The organism is Streptococcus sp. oral taxon 061, from assembly GCF_964211575.1.
Taxonomy (GTDB): domain Bacteria; phylum Bacillota; class Bacilli; order Lactobacillales; family Streptococcaceae; genus Streptococcus.
This window is the reverse complement of the sequence record NZ_CAXOQQ010000007.1, coordinates 47,735-66,613: the sequence shown is the minus strand read 5'-3', so window position 1 is coordinate 66,613 and position 18,879 is coordinate 47,735. Positions and strand designations below refer to the sequence as shown.

Genomic DNA, 18,879 nt, shown 5'->3' with positions numbered 1-18,879 from the left:
TTTTAAATTTAAAACAATTTTAGTGATCTACTTTTCAACAAAGAAAAGTTAGATAGGGTAGAGAAAACTTGTTTCTCAGCGTCTCTTATTCTTTAACACCACCGATAGTTAAACCTTTTACAAAGTAGCGTTGGAAGAAAGGATAGAGAATCGCAATTGGAACAGTCGCAACTACGACCATGGCCATACGACCTGTTTCTTTTGGTAGGGCAACTGCAAGTTGTCCTGACATCCCAACTGACTTAGCAATGTAATCCATGTTGTTTTGAATTTGCATGAGCAAATATTGCAATGGATACAAGTTGTCACTCTTGATGTAAAGTAGGGCATTGAACCAGTCATTCCAGAATCCAAGTGCTGTCAACAGTGTGATAGTCGCAATCCCTGGAAGAGAGAGTGGTAAACAGATTTGGAAGAAGATCCGCGCCTCACTAGCACCATCAATACGAGCCGATTCGAGGATGGCTTCTGGAATGGTTTTCTTGAAGAAAGACCGCATCAACATGATGTTGAATGGTGATAGAAGCATCGGAACAATCAAAGCCCAAATAGTATCCCCCAAGTGAAGTAACTGAGTTACCACGATATAGCCTGGTACCAAACCAGCATTGAACAACATACTAAGAAGAGCGAAGATTGTAAAGAATTTGCGATACTTAAATGTTGAACGTGAGATGGCATAAGCGTAGGTTGTTGTGATGAATACGTTTGTCAAGGTACCGACAACTGTCACAAAAGTTGAGATAAAGAGTGCTTGTAAAATTTTGTCTTTAAATTGAGCCAAGAACTGGAATCCATCTACACCAAACTTCGATGGGAAGAAGCTATATCCATATTGAACAATACTTTTTTCATCTGTAATTGAGATAATGATTACGAAGATGAAAGGCAAGATACAAGAGAAGGCCAGCAAACCAGATATGATACTAAAGAAGATATCTGCCTTTTTGCTGAAGGAGTGTATGCCAACATTATCAATTTTTTCTTTTTGAATTTTTTTTGCCATATGCTCCTCCTTTCTAGAATAGTGCTGAGTTAGGATCAACACGTCTTGCAAGTAAGTTTGATAGGATAACGAGAATCAAACCGACGACTGACTGATAGAGACCGGCTGCTGATGCCATACCGATATCTGCTGTTTGGGTCAATCCGTTAAAGACATAAACGTCCAATACGTTTGTTACGCTATAGAGCTGACCAGCGTTGTGAGGGATTTGGTAGAAAAGACCGAAGTCTGCACGGAAGATATTTCCGACTGCAAGGATGGTCAATACTGTCACAAGCGGAGTCAACTGAGGGATGGTTACGTTACGGATACGTTGCCATTTGCTAGCACCGTCCACTGTCGCTGCTTCGTAGTAAGTTGGGTCAATACCCATGATAGTTGCGTAGTACATCACACTACTATATCCAAAGCCTTTCCAGATACCTAGGAAGAGGAGGAGGTAAGGCCAGATACTGATATCAGCGTAGAAGTTGATACCCTTCATCCCAAGAGCTTCTAAGGTATGGTTGATAAGCCCTTTATCAATATTTAGGAAAGCATCTGTAAAGAAACTGATGATAACCCAAGATAGGAAGTAAGGGAATAACATAGATGTTTGGTAGATTTTAACCATTTGCTTAGAGCGAAGTTCACTAAGGATAATGGCGATACCTACTGACACAACCAAACCGATAAAGATAAATCCAAGGTTGTAAAGTACAGTATTTCGAGTGATGACAAAGGCATCCTTGGAACTAAACAAGAATTTAAAGTTATCTAGTCCGACCCATCTACTATTTATAATACTGTGGACGAATCCTTCACCAGTCATATGGTAGTCTTTGAAGGCAACCACATTCCCAAAAACTGGAATGTAGAAGAATAAAATCAACCAAATTGTTCCTGGTAAAACCATTAAGAGAAAAATCCAATTATCTCTTAAAGTTTTTGAAAACTTATTCATAATTTCCTCCCCTTTTATTTTTCTAAAACTTCATAATCTCACATTTTTAGTTTTGATAACGTTTACAAAAATAGTATACTCTTATTTTTAGGACAGTTTAAACTACAAATTATAGAAAAAACTCCACAAATTATTTTATGTGGAGAACTTTTTTATATAAGAATAGGTTTCACGGGAAACTTTCTTCCTGAATAGAGTTTTTCTAGGTCGTATAAATAGTCGAAGCTGTCGCAATAGTATGCCACTGATTAGCCGTTGTAGCTGCGAAGTCCTTGTCTGCGTAAAAGTCAGTAAATGGAAGAATTTCAACTTCTAATTCTTCGATACGGTCAATTTGACCAGCCAAATAAGCCTCGATACGGCTTTCTGCTCGCTTGATTCGCTGCAAGAGCCCACCCATACGGATATCTACTGTATCCAAACCAAAGACCTTGTTTTCTTTCAACCATTGCTGGCTAAAGAGCTTGTGGAAGGTTTCAATCTGGCTTCTGAGTTTTGGTAATTCTTCCCTAGCGATTTGTTGCAAGCTCTCTTTATCACCTGTTTGATAGGCTTGACGAATGCACCGTCCCACATCCACCTTGCTACTTAAAATAGCATTCAACTGAGCCTGAGTCTCAAAGAGATAAGCATAGATGCCAGCTTTTTCTTTAATAGCAGCAAGAGTCTCAGCTGCCTGGGCAAAGTGAGGCTTGTCCTGTTCAGGAGTCATGTGCTTATCAAGAATTGGGCAGAGAACATCCTGATAAAAGACATAGCGGTTGGGGTTGATACCATGTATATTACCTGGTAGGTCTGGCAATAGGTTGGCAAGATCAAGTTGCATGAAGTCCTCAACGGATAGACCTGTATTGGTCTTGAAATGGGCAGATAGACGCTCTAAATCATTACGATAGCTGAGTTCCGCCCAGATTTGCAAGCTAGGCAGAATAGAGAACTGAGCTGTTTCACCACCATTGTCCCCCCAACCCGTCACAATGACTTCCTTGATCTGATTGGCACGGCAGGCTTTGTTAGCTTCGACAGCCACTAGACGGCTGAAATGGTTGTGTGGTGTGAAACCAATCCACTTCCAAGCACCGCCTGCAAAGGCAATATCCTGGCTAATCTTGTGGTGGTTACCGAAGTTACGATTGTATTTTTCTTCGCTATCCTGATAATAATCCCAGTAAACCAAGGTCACACGGTCTTTAAGGCGGTCAAGAAAAACTCGTGTTTCCTCTGGAATTTTGACATCACGGTCGTACTGGCCATCTGCTGACATGAGTTTGAAGAACATATCGCTCCACATCTGGCAGTGGAAACCATACTTGTCTGCAATATCCAGCACGCGCTCCAAGTGTTGGCACATAAGGAGACTACGATCCACAACACCATTGAGAATCAAATAGCGACCCAAACCAACCAAGTGAGCTTCGTCCATCCCGATATTGACCTTGCGTGTCTGCAGTTTAGACAGAGTGGCAAACATGCCGTCAATCAGGTCATAAACTTTTTCTTCGCCGATGAGGAGAATGTCCTCTACATCACGAAGTTGCTGGACTTCTTTGACACCCCATTTAACAAAGGCTGATAAGTGAGCCAAGGTCTGGATACATGGTACAAAGGTCATATCAAACTGCTGGGCGTAGGCTTCGATTTCCTGTAATTCTTCAGCTGAATAAGCCCCGCGGAAATAGCCAAAATAAGGTTGCCCTTCAATCTGATAGGTGTCTTCCATGTAGAGCTCAAAGGTTGAGTAGCCCATGAGAGCCAAGACTTCAATCATCTGCTTGGCAGATGCAACATTTAGAACCGCATTACGGGAACAATCCGCCATGTAGGCCAACTCTTCATAAGCCGCTTGCTCCTCAATCTCCACCTTATCACCTTCTTCTAAAGCTGTTGCGAGAACAGACAAGGCGCGATAGAGTTGATGAGGTTTACGGTAGGTCAGTTGATACTGCCCCTTATCACCCTTGATAGAGATAGAAGCTTGGTCAGATTGAGCGACTGCCACCTCTACATCTGGTAGAGAAATGTGATTTTGAAGTAAGTCCATAGCTTGCTGTTGTTTACTGCTAATTCCGGTAAAATTTACCATTGGTTTTCCTCCTGTAACCAGTTGACAAGGGCACCGTAGAGATTGGCATCTGCCTGATAGGTGCAGGCTTGGATCACTGGCGCAATTGTATACTCTTCATATCTTTCCACAAAGACGTCTACCGCTTTTTGCACCCCTTTGATAAAATCTGGGTTCTGACTGATAGAGCCACCTATGCTAATGACATCTGGGTCGATTAGATACTGGATATTGAGCAAGCCTTGAGCAAGATTACGATTCATACGATCAATGGCTTCTTGGCAAAGGGCATTACCTGCTGCAGCCTCTTGATAAACCTTACGGCCATCCCAGTCAGTTTGACCGGATTTTTCAATCACATAACGAACCATGTTCCCTGTAGAAGCTAGTTGTGACCAGTTATTGAGTTTTTCTGCTGGTTCGATAGTTGTCATGTAACCAAACTCTCCACCCAAGCCATGGCGACCACGGTGAATTTTGCCATTGATAATCATGGCCCCACCGATCCCTGTACCAATAACGACACAGGCTGCATTTTCAATCTCAGGATGAGCTAGCAGTTCACTAAGTCCAACACAGTTGGCATCATTTTCTAGATGGACAGGGAGCTGGTGATGAGCTAGCACCTCATACCAAGAAAAACCATGGATGTAAGGAATGGCACTAATTCCCTCGATCACTCCTGTTTCTTGATTGACCGCTCCTGGAACACTCATAGCAATCCCACGATAGTCCTGTTCTGACAAGCGTTGGTCCAACCAAGCAAATAAATCTTCTAGAGTTTCTGGAGTTGGGGTGCTGGTCTTATCTAAAATCTTTCCATCAGGAGTTAGACTAGCAAACTTAATGCCAGTCCCTCCGATATCAATCGTTGCAATGGTCATTGCTTTCACCTGCAAAAGGAGCGAATCAGCAGTTGGTTCTTACTTTTTCGCTCCTCCTTTCTGTTTATGTTTACTTTTTGAAATTAAATTTCTTCTTTTTGAATGAGTTCTGTACGAATTTCCTGTGGTGCCAATAGTCCTGAATGGACTGGGTATGGGCGTTCCAACAAGTCAAGAATGGTTTGTTGTTTTTCAGACACACGGATATTTTCTTGACTCATGTTGTAGTAGCGAAGGACATAACCTTCTTCATTCTCAGCCACCTTAAAGGCTGTTGGGCATACTTGTGGCAAGTTCAGTGCCGGATGGTTAAAGAGGCTACCCGTTGCTGCAACGCTACCCTCTTGTTTTGCAACTTGAAGAGCTGTAAATGGCACCTGGAAGGCTTTGGCACGACGGAAAGCTGAGAAACGTTCCCCTGCTTGGTGACATTCTACTGCAAATTCAACTTCGATATCACGCAAGCACTGAGCTTCCGGCGTTGGGAAGTAACCCCAGTCACCGAGTTCGCCTGAAGCACGGAGAAGGGTTACAGCCATGGTGTCGTCTCCAAGAATTTCATACTCGTGCAATCCTTTATTGGATACGGTCACTCCTTTTACATCATCATACAAGCTGACAAAGGCTTGTTGGTGTTGTGGATTTTCAGGATTTTCCCAAGAAGCGGCTGGTTTATTTGGTCTTGTCACAACTTCATAGATGCTTTCAGAATCATTGCTTGGACGAGTGTTATGAGTTTTCACCAAGAGACGAATGCGGTGGTCTTTGGCTGTATTAGTAAAGCGAATCTTAAAGCGAATCTGTGGATTGTCCACAAAGACAGTCATTTCTGTTTCAAGAGGAATAGTTGTCAAATCTTCTGAACGACCTGCATCTCGTTTCATGAACTCGATGATACCTCTTTGTTCTGCATCCAATTTTTCATCTGCGCTGACTGGAATAGTCAACACATGTTTGAGCAATACCTTAGCATAGCGAGCATTGTTTTCTAGGACATCGTATCCCTTCAATTGAGCATAGATTGGATCAGTTCCTTTTGGTTGGAAGTAAATGTACTCGTTACCAATATCTCCACGGTCCTCGAATTGGATGAAATCTTCGTAAGCTTCATTAGTAGTCTTGTCGTAGACTGTGATTCCTTCGTCTACACTGACTGTTACGAATGGGGTATCAATGACTCCATTTTGATAAATACCATCTCGGTGATCTACTTGACCTTCGACCAATTGGAAGCTTGCCCAAGAAAGAGGAGCAAGGTGGACTGGGATTGTCACGCGCACTTGGCGTGCAATATATGGTTGGCGGAATTTATCCTTAGGCAAAGTATAGCCAAAACTTGCACCCAAGTCTTCAATCTTGGCTTCAAGGGCATGGCCATCTAAATCTTCAACATGGTAATCTGGCAAGGTCACGGCTGCCATCTTCTTGTAACCTTCAGTCGGATGCAATTCTTTAAAATCACAAGTCACAACATCCACTACAACACTAACCGTATCAACCTTGTCATGTAAAGCTGTGTTGACAACGGTAAAGAGGTGGTCGCTTTGCGCATTTTGAGTAGCTAATTTACCCTTCCATTCGTTGAGAAGGTTAGTCTTAACAAAATTCCCGACTTGATTAACCTTTGCAAAACGAGTTTCCATTTCACGGTGAACTTCGTCAATACTACAACCACAGATACTATCGTGCGGTGCATTTTGCAGAAGTACTTTCCAAGCATAGGTCAATTGATCCTTGTGGTTGTGTCCTCCAGTGATGATGGTCAAAGGTTCCACGACCTGCTCTAACAAGTTGCTATTTTCTTGGAAGGCTTGTTTGAGGTAAACGCGTGAAGAAGAGGTATTGGCAAGGGTGTACCAACCATCCGTTTCCTGACTGGTCAACTCACCTGTGACCGTTGATAATTGTTCAGGAAGGGCACTTTCCAGTGCTTGGACATATTCGTCAAATGAGCTATGAATAAAGGTCACATCAGGGAAGAGTTCGTTTGCCACACGAATGGCTTCGCTCAGATTTCTCTGAACAGGCTGGTGGTCACAGCCGTTCATCATCAACCATTGGTTGGTCGATGCATAATCACGGACGTCTGCTAATTTTTGCTTCCAGAAAGCCAAAGCCTCGTCTTTATCCACTGGAATTTCATTCCCGTTACTGTACCAGTTAGCAAAAAGAATACCGAGTACACGACTTCCATCCGCACCTTGCCAGTACATCTCTGAAAATTGAGAGGTAAACTGCTCATCCTCGAGAACTTGGTTGTCAAATCCGATTGGCTTGACACCGCGACCAAAGGCTGCTACGTGAATACCTGATTTTTGAAGGATTTGAGGAGCCTGCCCCATATTTCCAAAGGTGTCTGGGAAGTAACCGATCTGAGTAGATTTGCCCCATTTAGCACATTCCGCTTGTCCAATCAAAGTATTGCGGACGTTAGCTTCACTGGAAATCAAGTAATCATCCTGCAAGATATAGAAAGGCCCAATCTTCAATTTGCCTTCATCGATATAACGCTGCACCTTGTCACGGTTTTCAGGGCGAATTTCTAAATAGTCATCGAGGACAATGGTTTGTCCATCTAGGTGGAAGCTCTTGAACTCAGGATCATTTTCAAAAAGATCAAACAGATTGTCAAAAAGTTCCACCAATTGCATACGGTGACTTTCAAAAGGTAGATACCACTCACGATCCCAGTGACTGTGAGAAATAATATGTACAACAACATTTTCCATGAGTAAAACCTCATTCTAACTTAAATTTAAAAATAGATTTGTGATTCTTTCCTAGAATCAGTTGAGCGAAAACGTGCTCCTTATACTCAATGAAAATCAAAGAGCAAACTAGGAAGCTAGCCGCAGGCTGTACTTGAGTACGGCAAGGTGAAGCTGACGTGGTTTGAATTTGATTTTCGAAGAGTATTAGCGAATATCTAGGTAATCCAAGACCAATTCGCAGAACATCATGTTGGCCCATGAGAACCATTCACGAGAGTAGAGAGTCGGGTCATCTACGTGGAAGCTTTCATGCATAACACCTGTTCCGCCATCACAGGCAACTAGTTGGTCTAGCAAGAATTTTTTCTCAGCTTTATCTGTAGCTGTTAAGCCTTGAATTGATAGGGCAATCGGCCAGATATAACGATAGAAGGTATGAGAGCTTCCGAGACCGCTAGCGTATTCTCCTTGGTAGAAGTAAGGATTTTCCGGACTGAGAATGGTGCGACGAGTTGCTTGATACACTTCGTCATTGACATCACAGTAACCAAGATATGGAGCAGCTAACAAACTTGGTACATTAGGGTCGTCCATGATGCTAGCATTTCCTAAACCGTCTACTTCAAAGGCATAGATCCTCTCGCCCTTGCTGTTAGTCGTGTAGGCGTAATTTTCGATCCCTTCTTGGATTTCAGCTTGCAGGCGTTTTGCATCTGCAATGATACTCTCGCTATCAGCCAGATTCAATTCTGCAAAGATTTCTTGGACATAACCTAAGACAACCACTGCAAACATATTCGACGGAATCAAGTAGCTATACTGACAGCAGTCATCACTTGGACGAAAGGCTGACCAGGTCATTCCTGTCACGGCAAAGTCGGGACCAAAGCCGTCATTAACCAAGGTATCTTCCTTACGATCGGTATCACGGACGAAACGGTATGGTGAGTTATTGTGGTCTTGTTCCACCGTCCAGAGATGGAGAATCTCCTTGGTTGCTGTAACAAAAGTTTCATCAAACTGGCTAGTCTCACCAGTTTCTTTCCAAAGGAGATAAGCCAACTGCAATGGATAGCAAAGCGAATCTACTTCATACTTGCGTTCCCAAATCCAGCCATTGAGATCTGTATGGTCTGTTTCGTGGTGACCCTTCCAGTTTTCCTCAATATTAAAAGAGTTAGCATAGGGATCCTTGAGAATCAAGGTCATCTGACGTTTGACCAAACCTGCAATGGTCTGACGTAAACGAGGATCTCTTTTTGCCACATGAAGGTATGGTCTAAGCTGAGCAGTCGAGTCCCGAAGCCACATAGCTGGGATATCCCCAGTCAGTACAAAGGTCGAGCCATCTTCTAAGATTTCAACTGTATTGTCTAAAGTGTCTGTATAGCAACGTTCAAAGACATCAACCCATTCAGGATGTTCCTTGGCGCGCTCCGCTACCTCATCTAGCCACTCTCTGACAATTTCTTTTGAATATACCATAATGTATTTTACCTCTTTCAAACAAGATTCATTTTCAGTATATAGCTTTTAGCCCAGAAAATATATACACAAATGATAGTCATTTTTCTACAAAATTGTTATATTTGAAACTCCTTTTATAAAGGCTAAATTTTCTGATATAATGTAGAAAACAACTAAAGGATATTCTATGAAAACGATACTTGAAACCATTGATACGCGTTTTGGAACAGCTAGTAAACATGCATTTTCGCGAGGCAATACACTACCATACACTGGAGTGCCTTTTGGGATGAATTACTTTGTTCCACAAACGAGTGACCAGGAAGGGTCTTGGTTTTTTGATCCCCATCTTCCCATATTTCAGGGTGTTCGACTAACCCATCAGCCTAGCCCTTGGATTGGTGATTATTCTTGGTTACTACTGACTCCTGTTACAGGAGAAATCAGTGGCGACACCCTCTTCCATCGTCAGTCTTCTTATAACCTTGATCGTGCTATTTTCAATCCTCATTTTCTAAAGATTTTTTCTGAACGTTACCAGATTGAAACTCAACTCACACCTACTTGCTATGGGACTTCAATTCAACTAAGACAGATAGAAGGCAAGAAGCTCTCACTCTATCTGCATGCAGCTGATGATTTATCATTAGAGCAAGTAGATGAGCGTACTGTCAGCCTTGGTCAAAGCGGATTAACCGAAACCAACAAAAGTCCCCTCGTCATGTATACTGCTCTCACATTCTCTACGGATATTCTATCTATCAATCAAGTGGGGAAAGACTGGCGTATCGACTTGGCTGGAGCAGAAGCTCTAGTTCAACTAGCTACTTCTTTTATTTCTAAAGAACAGGCCCTCTTTAATCTGCCTAGAAAAGACTTTGAAGAAACGAAATCAGATGCTAAAACAAGTTGGGAGGACCTTCTAGGTCGTTTTGATGTCGTGGAAAATGGCTCTGTAGACCGAACTTTTTTTGATCACTGTCTTTATAGACTCTTTCTTTTCCCACAAACCTTCTATGAGGTAAATGAGCAAGGCGAGACTATTCATATAGACCTTGCTTCAGGAACGATCAAGCCTGGTCTACTCTATACCAACAATGGTTTTTGGGATACCTTCCGCACTTCATTCCCACTCTTTGCCTTGATTATTCCAGAGCACTATCGTCAGTTTCTTGAAGGTTTCCTCAATAGCTATAGAGATACCGGGTATCTCCCTAAGTGGCTTGCTCCTGACGAAAGAGGAATGATGCCTGGCACCTTGATTGATGGCCTTCTTGCAGATAGTGCCTGCAAGGATATGGCACCTGAGTTTGAAGAAGAATTTCTCAAAGCCATGATTGAAACTGCTACTAAGGCAGATCCAAAAGCTATCAACGGGCGACACGGACTAAGCCAATACAAAGAACTGGGCTATTTATCCATAGATCACCACGAAAGTGTCAGTCATACGCTAGAATATGCCTACAGCGATTTTTGTATCTCTACTTGTGCAGAAAAATTAGGTCAAGAAGAGCTAGCACAAACCTATGCACAATATGCTAAGAATTATCAGAATCTATTTGACTCTGAGACAGGTTACATGAGGGCGCGTGATGTAGATGGGAACTTCCGTCCTGACTTTTCTCCCTACAGTTGGGGTCGTGACTACGCTGAGTGTTCAGCTATTCAAGCCAGTCTCGGTGTCTTACACGATATTTCTGGACTTAGCCAACTAATGGGTGGAAAAGATACCTTTAGCAACTATCTTTTGAAAGCTTGTCAAAGTCTCCCACTCTTTGAAACGACGGGCTATGGTTATGAAATACATGAGATGAGCGAGATGGCAACAGCACCATTTGGTCAACTAGCCATTTCCAACCAACCAAGTTTCCACATCCCTTATCTGTTCCGCTACAGTAATTATCCCCAATATACTAGTCTCTTAATCAAGACCCTCCGTCAAAAAGCCTTCCGAGCTAGCTGGGATGCTTATCCGGGCGATGAGGATAATGGTAGTCTTTCGGCTTGGTATGTCTGGTCTGCTCTTGGGCTTTACCCAACCTGCCCAGGAAAAGCAAGTTATGACCTTGGGATTCCACTCTTTGACCACCTTCGTGTTTATCTGGCAGAAAAAAATCAGTGGTTGGATATTCGTACTCAACACAATTATGAACACTTCCACTTTATACAAGACTGTCAACTGGACGGAAAAGAAAAACAAAGTATCAGCCATCAGGAACTGCTCAATGCTAAGACTCTTGACTTTACCCTCAGCTGGTTACCGAAGCACTAATAGATCAAATCCCTTTGTCATGCACAAAGGGGTTTTCTTATCCATATAAAGTTATCCACAAACTGTGAATAACCTTCAACTTTTTTTTGGAAAAGATTTTCAAGTCTTTCCAAAATATCTTTCCAATCCAAGTTCATAGGATTCACAATAGAAAAAAGTCTATAAACCTTGTCCTAACAAGGTTCATAAAAGATTGATTTGTTTCCTATTCTATAAATTTCATCTCTCTTTTTCCTATTAAAATTATAAAGAGACAGTTGTTGTTTTCAACTCGACTTATCCACAGGTTGTGGATAAGTATTTCTCAACTAAGCAATCCTGATCCCTATCTGTTATCTAGCTTTTACTTTTTTTATAGTAAATTTTAAATTTTGTTAGGCGCTTTCAAAAAAACATGATATACTAAAATTATCAGAAAAGGAGACATTATGAAAAAAGATCAACACCAACTTAATTGGCTGATGGTTTCTCTGATTGCTTTCAACATGGTTTGGGGGCTAGGAAACGTCGTCAACAACTACTCTCAACAGGGAATTTCAGTAGTCGTATCTTGGGTTTTAATCCTCGCACTCTACTTTATCCCTTACTCCCTCATTGTAGGACAACTAGGTTCTACCTTTAAGGAAAGCGGAAGCGGTGTTAGTGAATGGGTCGAAAAAACATCAACCAAACGCCTAGCCTACTTCGCTGCTTGGACCTACTGGGTTGTTCACATTCCTTACCTCGCACAAAAGCCTCAAGGAATCCTGATTCCGCTTGGATGGGCCTTGCAGGGTAATGGACAATTTCTAAAACAAATTGACTTCCACTGGATTGTTATTCTCTGCTTGCTAATCTTTGGACTTTTCCTCTACCTTTCTACAAAAGGATTGACAACTCTGAAAGTCATCGGTAGCTTGGCAGGAAGTGCCATGTTGATTATGTCTTTACTCTTTGTGCTTTTGGCTGTCGGTCTGCCTTTCATTAAGCCAGACATCCAGTTTGCGACACCGCACATGGATCAACTGAGCACCTACATTCCAAACTTTGATTTTTCTTATTTTACAACCATCTCATTACTGGTCTTTGCAGTTGGTGGTTGTGAAAAAATTTCCCCTTATGTGAATCAAACTCGCAATCCTGCAAAAGAATTTCCAAAAGGTATGATTGTCATGGCCATCATGGTAGGACTCTCTGCTATCCTTGGTTCAGTTGCCATGGGAATGCTATTTGATGGCAATAACATCCCTGAAGACCTCATGCGTAATGGTGCTTATCAAGCCTTCCAAATGTTAGGAAATTCTTGGGGAGTTGGAAATCTTTTCGTTGTGATTTACGCTCTTACAAATATGGTCGGACAAATCGCGGCACTTGCCTTCTCTATTGACGCACCATTACAAATCCTACTCAATAACGCTGACGAAAACTACATCCCAAGCTGGCTTCGTAAACGTACTGAAAAAGGTGTCCTCATTAACGGCTACCTCCTTACAGGCGTCCTCGTTAGCCTTATCATCATCCTTCCAATTTTTGGTATCCAAGAAATTGACGGACTTGTAAAATGGATGACCAACCTCAATTCTATCGTAATGCCAATGCGCTATCTCTGGGTATTCCTTGCCTATATGATGCTCAACCGTGCTTGGAAAACATACAAAAATGCGGAATACAAGTTTGTTAACAATCCTAAGCTTGGCTTCGTGATCGGTACTTGGTGCTTCCTCTTCACTGCCTTTGCTTGTATCCTAGGTATGGTTCCAAAAATTAGCTATGCTGAGAATCCAACTGCTTGGCAATTCTCTCTTCTTACAAACATCTTGACCCCAATTATTCTGATTGGTTTAGGTGTTATTCTACCAATCCTTGCAAAAAAAGAACAAAAGAAACAAATCAAATAAATCCTACTATTAGCTAGATAGTTTCACTTTTGTCTTTTCCTGAAAGAAAAATCCCTTTGAACCATAATGTTCAAGGGGATTCTTTTTGTCTAATAGTCTATTTTTTATTTGGCCTCATACCAAGTCACGCCTTCATTTTCATCAGCAATCAGTGGTACACTGAGTTGAATGGCTTCTTCCATGGTTTGTTTGACGAGTTTTTTAATAGCTACCAATTCTGACTTAGGCACTTCAAGAACAATTTCATCGTGTACTTGTAACAGCATCTTAGTTTGATAACCACCTGCAACCAAGGCCTTATCTAGCTGAATCATGGCGATTTTGAGAATATCTGCAGCCGATCCTTGAATAGGTGAGTTGATAGCTGTACGCTCTGCAAAACCACGAACGTTAAAGTTACGCGAATTGATATCTGGCAACTCACGACGACGTTTGAAGAGAGTCTCCACATAACCCTTATCACGCGCCTCACGAACGACTTCATCCATGTAATTTTTAATACCTGGGAAGCGTTCAAAGTAAGTGTCGATGTATGCTTTAGCCTCTTTACGGCTGATACCTAGGTTATTGGATAAACCAAAGTCTGAAATTCCGTAAACCACTCCAAAGTTGACAGCCTTGGCATTACGACGGTCGTTTGGAGTCACATCCTCGGGACGCTCAATTCCAAAGACACGCATGGCTGTCGAGGTATGGATATCAGCTCCCTCTTGGAAAGCCTTGATTAAGTGCTCATCTTTAGAGATATGCGCCAAAACTCGCAATTCAATCTGTGAGTAGTCAGAGCTAAGAAGGACACTATCCTCCCACTCTGGCACGAAAGCCTTACGAATGAGGCGGCCTTGTTCCAAACGAACAGGAATATTTTGCAAGTTTGGATCCACACTAGACAGACGCCCTGTCTGAGTCAAATCCTGCACATAGCGCGTGTGAATCTTGCCATCCACTAAAATCCAGTCCTGTAAACCAATCACATAAGTCGATTGAATTTTAGCAATCTGACGATAATCTAAAATTTTCTTGACGATTGGGGCAATAGGAGCTAAGCGCTCTAACACATCCACTGCTGTTGAGTAACCTGTCTTGGTTTTCTTGGTATATTCTATAGGGAGACCTAGCTTTTCAAAAAGTAGTTCGCCCAACTGCTTAGGCGAGTTGATGTTAAACTCCTCACCAGCCAATTCATAAATCTCTTGAGTCAGCTTTTCAACGACAACTTCATTTTCAGCCTGCATCTCAAGTAGGGTTTCTTTTTTAACCTTGATTCCAGCGATTTCCATCTTAGCAAGAACAAGGGCCAGAGGTTGCTCCATATCATAGAGGAGTTCTAATTGTCCGTTTTCACTTAACTTTTCAAGCAATACAGGCTCAATCTCAACCAGCACAGCAACCTTGCGAGCTAAGTGCTCCAAGAAGGTTTCTCTCTCAGGGATAGCTTTCTTGACCCCCTTACCGTAGAAGGTCTCATCATCAACCAAATAAGTTTGGCCGTAGAGACTAGCAATGGTTGAAATTTCATTATTCTCTACTGTAGAGAGAAGGTATTTGGCCAAGCGACTGTCAAAAGCAGGAGCCTGCAAGTCCAAGCCAAAACGATTTAAGAGAACTTTAGCTTTCTTAAAGTCATATACTTTCAGAGATGTTTTTTCTAGAAAATCCTTAAGAATCGGATCCTGCAGAAGTTCCAGCTTATCTGTAGCATAGAGCTTGTCTCCACAAGACCAAGCAAAACCAACCAAATCATCTGTATGGTAGTTTTCACCAAAAAGTTCAAAGTGAAAGATAGAGTCGGCACTCAGCATATCTTCAGTCACTTTGTCCACCATGGTGAAATTCAAAGCCTCAGATTGATTCGCCTGAGAAGCATTCAAGGCTTGTTTGAGCTGTTTAAAGCCCATCTCATCGTAGAATTTCCCAAGGTTTTCCACATTTGGTCCACTATAGATCAAATCATCTAGACCTATCTCGATTGGCGCTTTCGTGTCGATGGTAGCTAGTGTTTTAGACAGAAAGGCTTGTTCCTTGTCATTGACAAGATTTTCCTTCATCTTGGAAGCCTTCATGCCATCGATATTTTCATAAATACCTTCCAGCGAGCCGTGTTCTAACAAGAGCTTGATCCCAGTCTTTTCACCAATCTTAGTGACACCAGGGATATTATCAGACTTATCCCCCATGAGTGCCTTAAGATCAATAAACTGAGCTGGGGTAATCCCCATCTTTTCCATGAGATATTCTGGGGTAAAGGCCTCAAACTCGGCGACACCTTTCTTAGAAATCTCAACCACTGTATGCTCATCCGTCAACTGAATCAAGTCCTTGTCTCCGCTGACGATGGTCACATCAAAAGAATCCTTTTCAGCCAAGCGACCAAGAGTTCCAATGATATCATCCGCCTCATACTGAGCCAACTCATAATGGCGAATTCCAAGATGGTCTAGCATCTCACGAATGAAGGGGAATTGCTCTCGAAACTCATCTGGCGTCTTAGCACGACCACCCTTATAGTCTGCATACATTTCTGTGCGGAAAGTCGTCTTTCCTGCATCAAAAGCAACTAAGATATGGCTAGGCTGGACACGCTCTAGTAGATGATTTAACATCAGATGAAATCCGTAGATTGCATTGGTATGAAGTCCATTGTCATTTTTAAAACGATCTAGTTGCTGGTAAAGTGCAAAAAAAGCGCGAAAAGCAACTGAAGAACCGTCAATCAATAATAATTTTTTCTTGTCCATACACCCATTATAAAGGAAAGCAGGGAAAAATACCATTAGGAAGAGCCCGAATGCTGAATAACACTTATGATGCTGGATTTTCTACTCGCGCACCATTACTGTCAACTTGGAACCCATCGATAGTCGTATCTACTGCCAACTCTCCAGATGCGTTCACGTAATAATATTTCCCTGAGACCTGGAACCACTGACTAGCCTTCATAGCACCTGAGCTTTCGAGGTAATACCAAATGCCCTTATCCTTTAACCATCCCGTCTGCATTTCTCCAGATGATTTCAAGTAGTACCACTTGGAACCGTCTTTTAACCAACCTGTTCTCATTGAACCATTAGTTTGAAAATAGTACCAACTGCCGTTTATCTTTTTCCAACCAAGAGTGACTTTCCCATTTTCATAGTAGTACCATGTTATCCCCTGTTTTTCCCATCCATTCTTAGAACTTGCTGTTTTAGCTAGCTGGACATATCTGCGATTCCCAGTTCGGGATAGATAACTAATCCATTTGTAGCCATCCTTCTCAAACGTTTGATCGTAATGAACACTTTCTCCAGGGTAGTAATAGTCAATAATCTCAGTAGCTTGTGATGGCTGGTTCATAATAGCAGCTTTTTCTGTAAAAACATGGGTTCCACTAGATACTAAAGTTGACTGATGATTCCCTGTGCTAGCCTGTCCGACATCTTTAAAGTGAATGAATCCAGTCATAGAACTTGCCTTCACAATTCGACGATTGTACTTCTCTCTAACGCCATAATTGTACTCTTCGATTTCAATCATATCACCAAAAACATTAGAAACCCATGCAACGTGGCCATAGTCTCCGCTTCCGTCCCAGGCAATCGAACCAATTGTTGGAGTTCTGTCTACACGATAGCCTTCTCGTTTAGCACGATAACCCCAATCCTTAGCATTCCCGTACGCAGCAGGTAACTCAAAACCATTTACACTACTGAGTCGAAAGGCAGCAAATGAAGTACACTGTCTAGAGTATAGACGCCATTTATCAATTTCCTGATTTCCATTTTTATAATAATAGGGATAATCATCTCCACGCGCCAGTGAACCACTATTTACCTGATTGGCATGAACAGCTCCTCCACCAAACAAAAAAGCACCTGCTAACAGTAGGGAAGCTGTGCCCACCGTCGTTTTCTTAAGAAAAGTTCCCTTTTTACTATATGTCATTCATTCTCCTTCGAATAGATAAATTTTTGAGGTTGACCTCACTTATATCATTCGAAAGAAAAAGAAAAAAGTGAGAAAACTCCCACTTTCAATCTTAATCCAAATAGTGAATCAAATTCTTTTCTGTTAAAATATCAGAATACGTGAAGGATTCAACGTAGACGTTAGCCTGTTTGTCCCCTTCAACATCCCCAAATTCAACGATAAAGAGTGATGGATAGACTTCAATAAGTCTTCCTAAGCGATTCTTTTGGCGTTTACGACCATTTTCCAAGGTCATTTCCACGACTTGTCCTTCATGCGCCTTGATTTCTTCTTTGATTTTTTTCATCTTGGCTACATCTGTAAATGCATCTGTCATCTTTGTTCCTCTCTCTTCGAAATACTTGAAAACTTGTTATACTCTTTTTGAAAAATCAATTCTACCGTTCCACGTGCCCCGCTACGGTTCTTCTCAATAATAACTTCTACCTTGTTATTTGGAAGACCTTCCTCTTCTTCGCCACCACGTTCATAATAGTCATCTCGATAGAGAAAGGCTACGATATCCGCATCCTGCTCGATAGATCCAGACTCACGAATATCTGATAGCACCGGTCTTTTATCTTGACGTTGTTCAACACTACGTGACAGCTGACTTAGCGCGATAACAGGCACCTTCAGTTCCTTGGCTAGAATTTTCAACTGACGTGAAATCTCTGAAACCTCTTGCTGACGGTTCTCTCTGCCTGTTCCTGTTATAAGCTGCAGGTAGTCAATCAAAATTAAACCAAGATTGCCTGTTTCCTGAGACAATTTTCTCGCACGAGAACGAATCTCTGTGATTCGAATCCCTGGTGTATCATCGATATAGATACTTGCTTTTGCAAGATTACCTTGAGCAATCGTATATTTGCGCCACTCTTCCTCAGTCAATTGCCCTGTACGGATAGAGTGAGACTCTACTAGTCCTTCGGCAGCTAACATACGATCGACCAGACTCTCAGCACCCATCTCAAGTGAGAAAATTGCAACGGTCTTGTCTAGCTTGGTTCCGATATTTTGAGCAATATTCAAGGCAAAAGCAGTCTTCCCAACCGCAGGACGAGCAGCAAGAATGATTAACTCCTCCTCGTGCAAACCAGTTGTCATATGATCCAAATCTTGATAACCAGTAGCAATCCCTGTAATATCAGAAGTTTGTTGTGAACGAACTTCTAAATTTCCAAAGTTAAGATTTAGGATGTCTCGAATATTTCTAAAACCACTACGATTTGCATTCTCACTGACATCGATCAAACCTTTTTCTGCTCGCGCAATGATTTCATCTGCAGGACTAGAGGCTTCATAAGCTTGGTTTACATACTCTGTCAACTTGGCAATCAAACGACGAAGCGTGGCTTTCTCTGCTACGATTTTTGCATAGTATTCAGCATTTGCAGAGGTTGGTACAGAGTTGATAATCTCAACAAGGTAGGACAAGCCACCAATATTTTGCAAATCACCTTGATCATCTAATATCGTACGAACAGTCGTTGCATCAATGGCTTCGCCTCGATCTGACAAATCAACCATGGCCTGAAAAATCAAACGGTGAGCATACTTAAAGAAGTCTCGAGAGTCAATATATTCTCGAACAAATACGAGTTTACTCTCATCGATAAATATAGCTCCCAATACAGATTGTTCTGCCAAAATATCCTGGGGCTGAACTCGTAGTTCCTCTACTCCTGCCATCAGACTTTCCTTCCTTT

Annotated in this window: 12 protein-coding genes; 2 read left to right on the top strand and 10 right to left on the bottom strand. The window is 41.9% G+C overall.

Annotated features, from left to right (window positions below):
* Positions 1-85: 85 nt before the first annotated feature.
* The 6 genes from AB8E63_RS06445 to AB8E63_RS06420 all read right to left on the bottom strand — a co-directional run bounded on the left by AB8E63_RS06445 (position 86) and on the right by AB8E63_RS06420 (position 9,091).
* Positions 86-1,006, bottom strand: a complete 921-nt coding sequence (locus tag AB8E63_RS06445; RefSeq protein ID WP_195183527.1) for a carbohydrate ABC transporter permease — start codon at positions 1,004-1,006, stop codon at positions 86-88.
* A gap of 13 nt (positions 1,007-1,019) precedes the next feature.
* A complete protein-coding gene (locus AB8E63_RS06440) occupies positions 1,020-1,949 on the bottom strand; it encodes a sugar ABC transporter permease (protein WP_254804307.1) in 930 nt (309 codons plus the stop codon).
* Between the two features lie 202 nt (positions 1,950-2,151).
* The gene (locus AB8E63_RS06435; protein WP_368910457.1) at positions 2,152-4,032 is read right to left on the bottom strand and encodes a beta-N-acetylhexosaminidase; all 1,881 of its coding nucleotides are present in this window, start codon (positions 4,030-4,032) and stop codon (positions 2,152-2,154) included.
* Positions 4,026-4,895, bottom strand: coding sequence for an ROK family protein (locus AB8E63_RS06430; protein WP_368910456.1), 870 nt, complete (start codon positions 4,893-4,895; stop codon positions 4,026-4,028). Before AB8E63_RS06430 ends, AB8E63_RS06435 begins: the two co-directional genes overlap by 7 nt.
* Positions 4,896-4,978: 83 nt before the next feature.
* Complete coding sequence (locus AB8E63_RS06425) at positions 4,979-7,624, bottom strand: alpha-mannosidase (protein WP_368910455.1); 2,646 nt, start codon at positions 7,622-7,624, stop codon at positions 4,979-4,981.
* A gap of 186 nt (positions 7,625-7,810) precedes the next feature.
* Entirely contained in the window at positions 7,811-9,091 is a 1,281-nt protein-coding gene (locus tag AB8E63_RS06420) for a glycoside hydrolase family 125 protein (RefSeq protein WP_368910454.1), read from the bottom strand.
* A gap of 169 nt (positions 9,092-9,260) precedes the next feature.
* On the opposite strand from AB8E63_RS06420, the gene AB8E63_RS06415 reads away from it, so the two are divergent.
* Together AB8E63_RS06415 and AB8E63_RS06410 are read left to right on the top strand one after the other, a co-directional pair.
* Complete coding sequence (locus AB8E63_RS06415) at positions 9,261-11,345, top strand: GH92 family glycosyl hydrolase (RefSeq protein ID WP_368910453.1); 2,085 nt, start codon at positions 9,261-9,263, stop codon at positions 11,343-11,345.
* 428 nt (positions 11,346-11,773) lie between these two features.
* On the top strand, positions 11,774-13,222 hold the full coding sequence (locus AB8E63_RS06410; RefSeq protein WP_223334414.1) for an APC family permease: 1,449 nt from the start codon (positions 11,774-11,776) through the stop codon (positions 13,220-13,222).
* Between the two features lie 104 nt (positions 13,223-13,326).
* Here AB8E63_RS06410 and polA read toward each other — a convergent pair whose 3' ends face one another.
* The 4 genes from polA to dnaB all read right to left on the bottom strand — a co-directional run bounded on the left by polA (position 13,327) and on the right by dnaB (position 18,862).
* Positions 13,327-15,960: a DNA polymerase I gene (polA, locus tag AB8E63_RS06405; RefSeq protein WP_368910452.1), complete on the bottom strand. Its 2,634-nt coding sequence runs from the start codon at positions 15,958-15,960 to the stop codon at positions 13,327-13,329.
* Positions 15,961-16,024: 64 nt separating this feature from the next.
* Positions 16,025-17,146: an SH3 domain-containing protein gene (locus tag AB8E63_RS06400; RefSeq protein WP_368910451.1), complete on the bottom strand. Its 1,122-nt coding sequence runs from the start codon at positions 17,144-17,146 to the stop codon at positions 16,025-16,027.
* A gap of 94 nt (positions 17,147-17,240) precedes the next feature.
* Positions 17,241-17,507: a Veg family protein gene (locus AB8E63_RS06395; protein ID WP_004250994.1), complete on the bottom strand. Its 267-nt coding sequence runs from the start codon at positions 17,505-17,507 to the stop codon at positions 17,241-17,243.
* A complete protein-coding gene (gene dnaB, locus AB8E63_RS06390; RefSeq protein ID WP_368910450.1) occupies positions 17,504-18,862 on the bottom strand; it encodes a replicative DNA helicase in 1,359 nt (452 codons plus the stop codon). Before dnaB ends, AB8E63_RS06395 begins: the two co-directional genes overlap by 4 nt.
* Between the last annotated feature and the right edge of the window lie 17 nt (positions 18,863-18,879).

Bases quoted from the DNA above. Each gene is read 5' to 3' on its own strand.
- AB8E63_RS06445 (WP_195183527.1), bottom strand. From the start codon at position 1,006: ATGGCAAAAAAAATTCAAAAAGAAAAAATTGATAATGTTGGCATACAC.
- AB8E63_RS06440 (WP_254804307.1), bottom strand. From the start codon at position 1,949: ATGAATAAGTTTTCAAAAACTTTAAGAGATAATTGGATTTTTCTCTTA.
- AB8E63_RS06435 (WP_368910457.1), bottom strand. From the start codon at position 4,032: ATGGTAAATTTTACCGGAATTAGCAGTAAACAACAGCAAGCTATGGAC.
- AB8E63_RS06430 (WP_368910456.1), bottom strand. From the start codon at position 4,895: ATGACCATTGCAACGATTGATATCGGAGGGACTGGCATTAAGTTTGCT.
- AB8E63_RS06425 (WP_368910455.1), bottom strand. From the start codon at position 7,624: ATGGAAAATGTTGTTGTACATATTATTTCTCACAGTCACTGGGATCGT.
- AB8E63_RS06420 (WP_368910454.1), bottom strand. From the start codon at position 9,091: ATGGTATATTCAAAAGAAATTGTCAGAGAGTGGCTAGATGAGGTAGCG.
- AB8E63_RS06415 (WP_368910453.1), top strand. From the start codon at position 9,261: ATGAAAACGATACTTGAAACCATTGATACGCGTTTTGGAACAGCTAGT.
- AB8E63_RS06410 (WP_223334414.1), top strand. From the start codon at position 11,774: ATGAAAAAAGATCAACACCAACTTAATTGGCTGATGGTTTCTCTGATT.
- polA (WP_368910452.1), bottom strand. From the start codon at position 15,960: ATGGACAAGAAAAAATTATTATTGATTGACGGTTCTTCAGTTGCTTTT.
- AB8E63_RS06400 (WP_368910451.1), bottom strand. From the start codon at position 17,146: ATGACATATAGTAAAAAGGGAACTTTTCTTAAGAAAACGACGGTGGGC.
- AB8E63_RS06395 (WP_004250994.1), bottom strand. From the start codon at position 17,507: ATGACAGATGCATTTACAGATGTAGCCAAGATGAAAAAAATCAAAGAA.
- dnaB (WP_368910450.1), bottom strand. From the start codon at position 18,862: ATGGCAGGAGTAGAGGAACTACGAGTTCAGCCCCAGGATATTTTGGCA.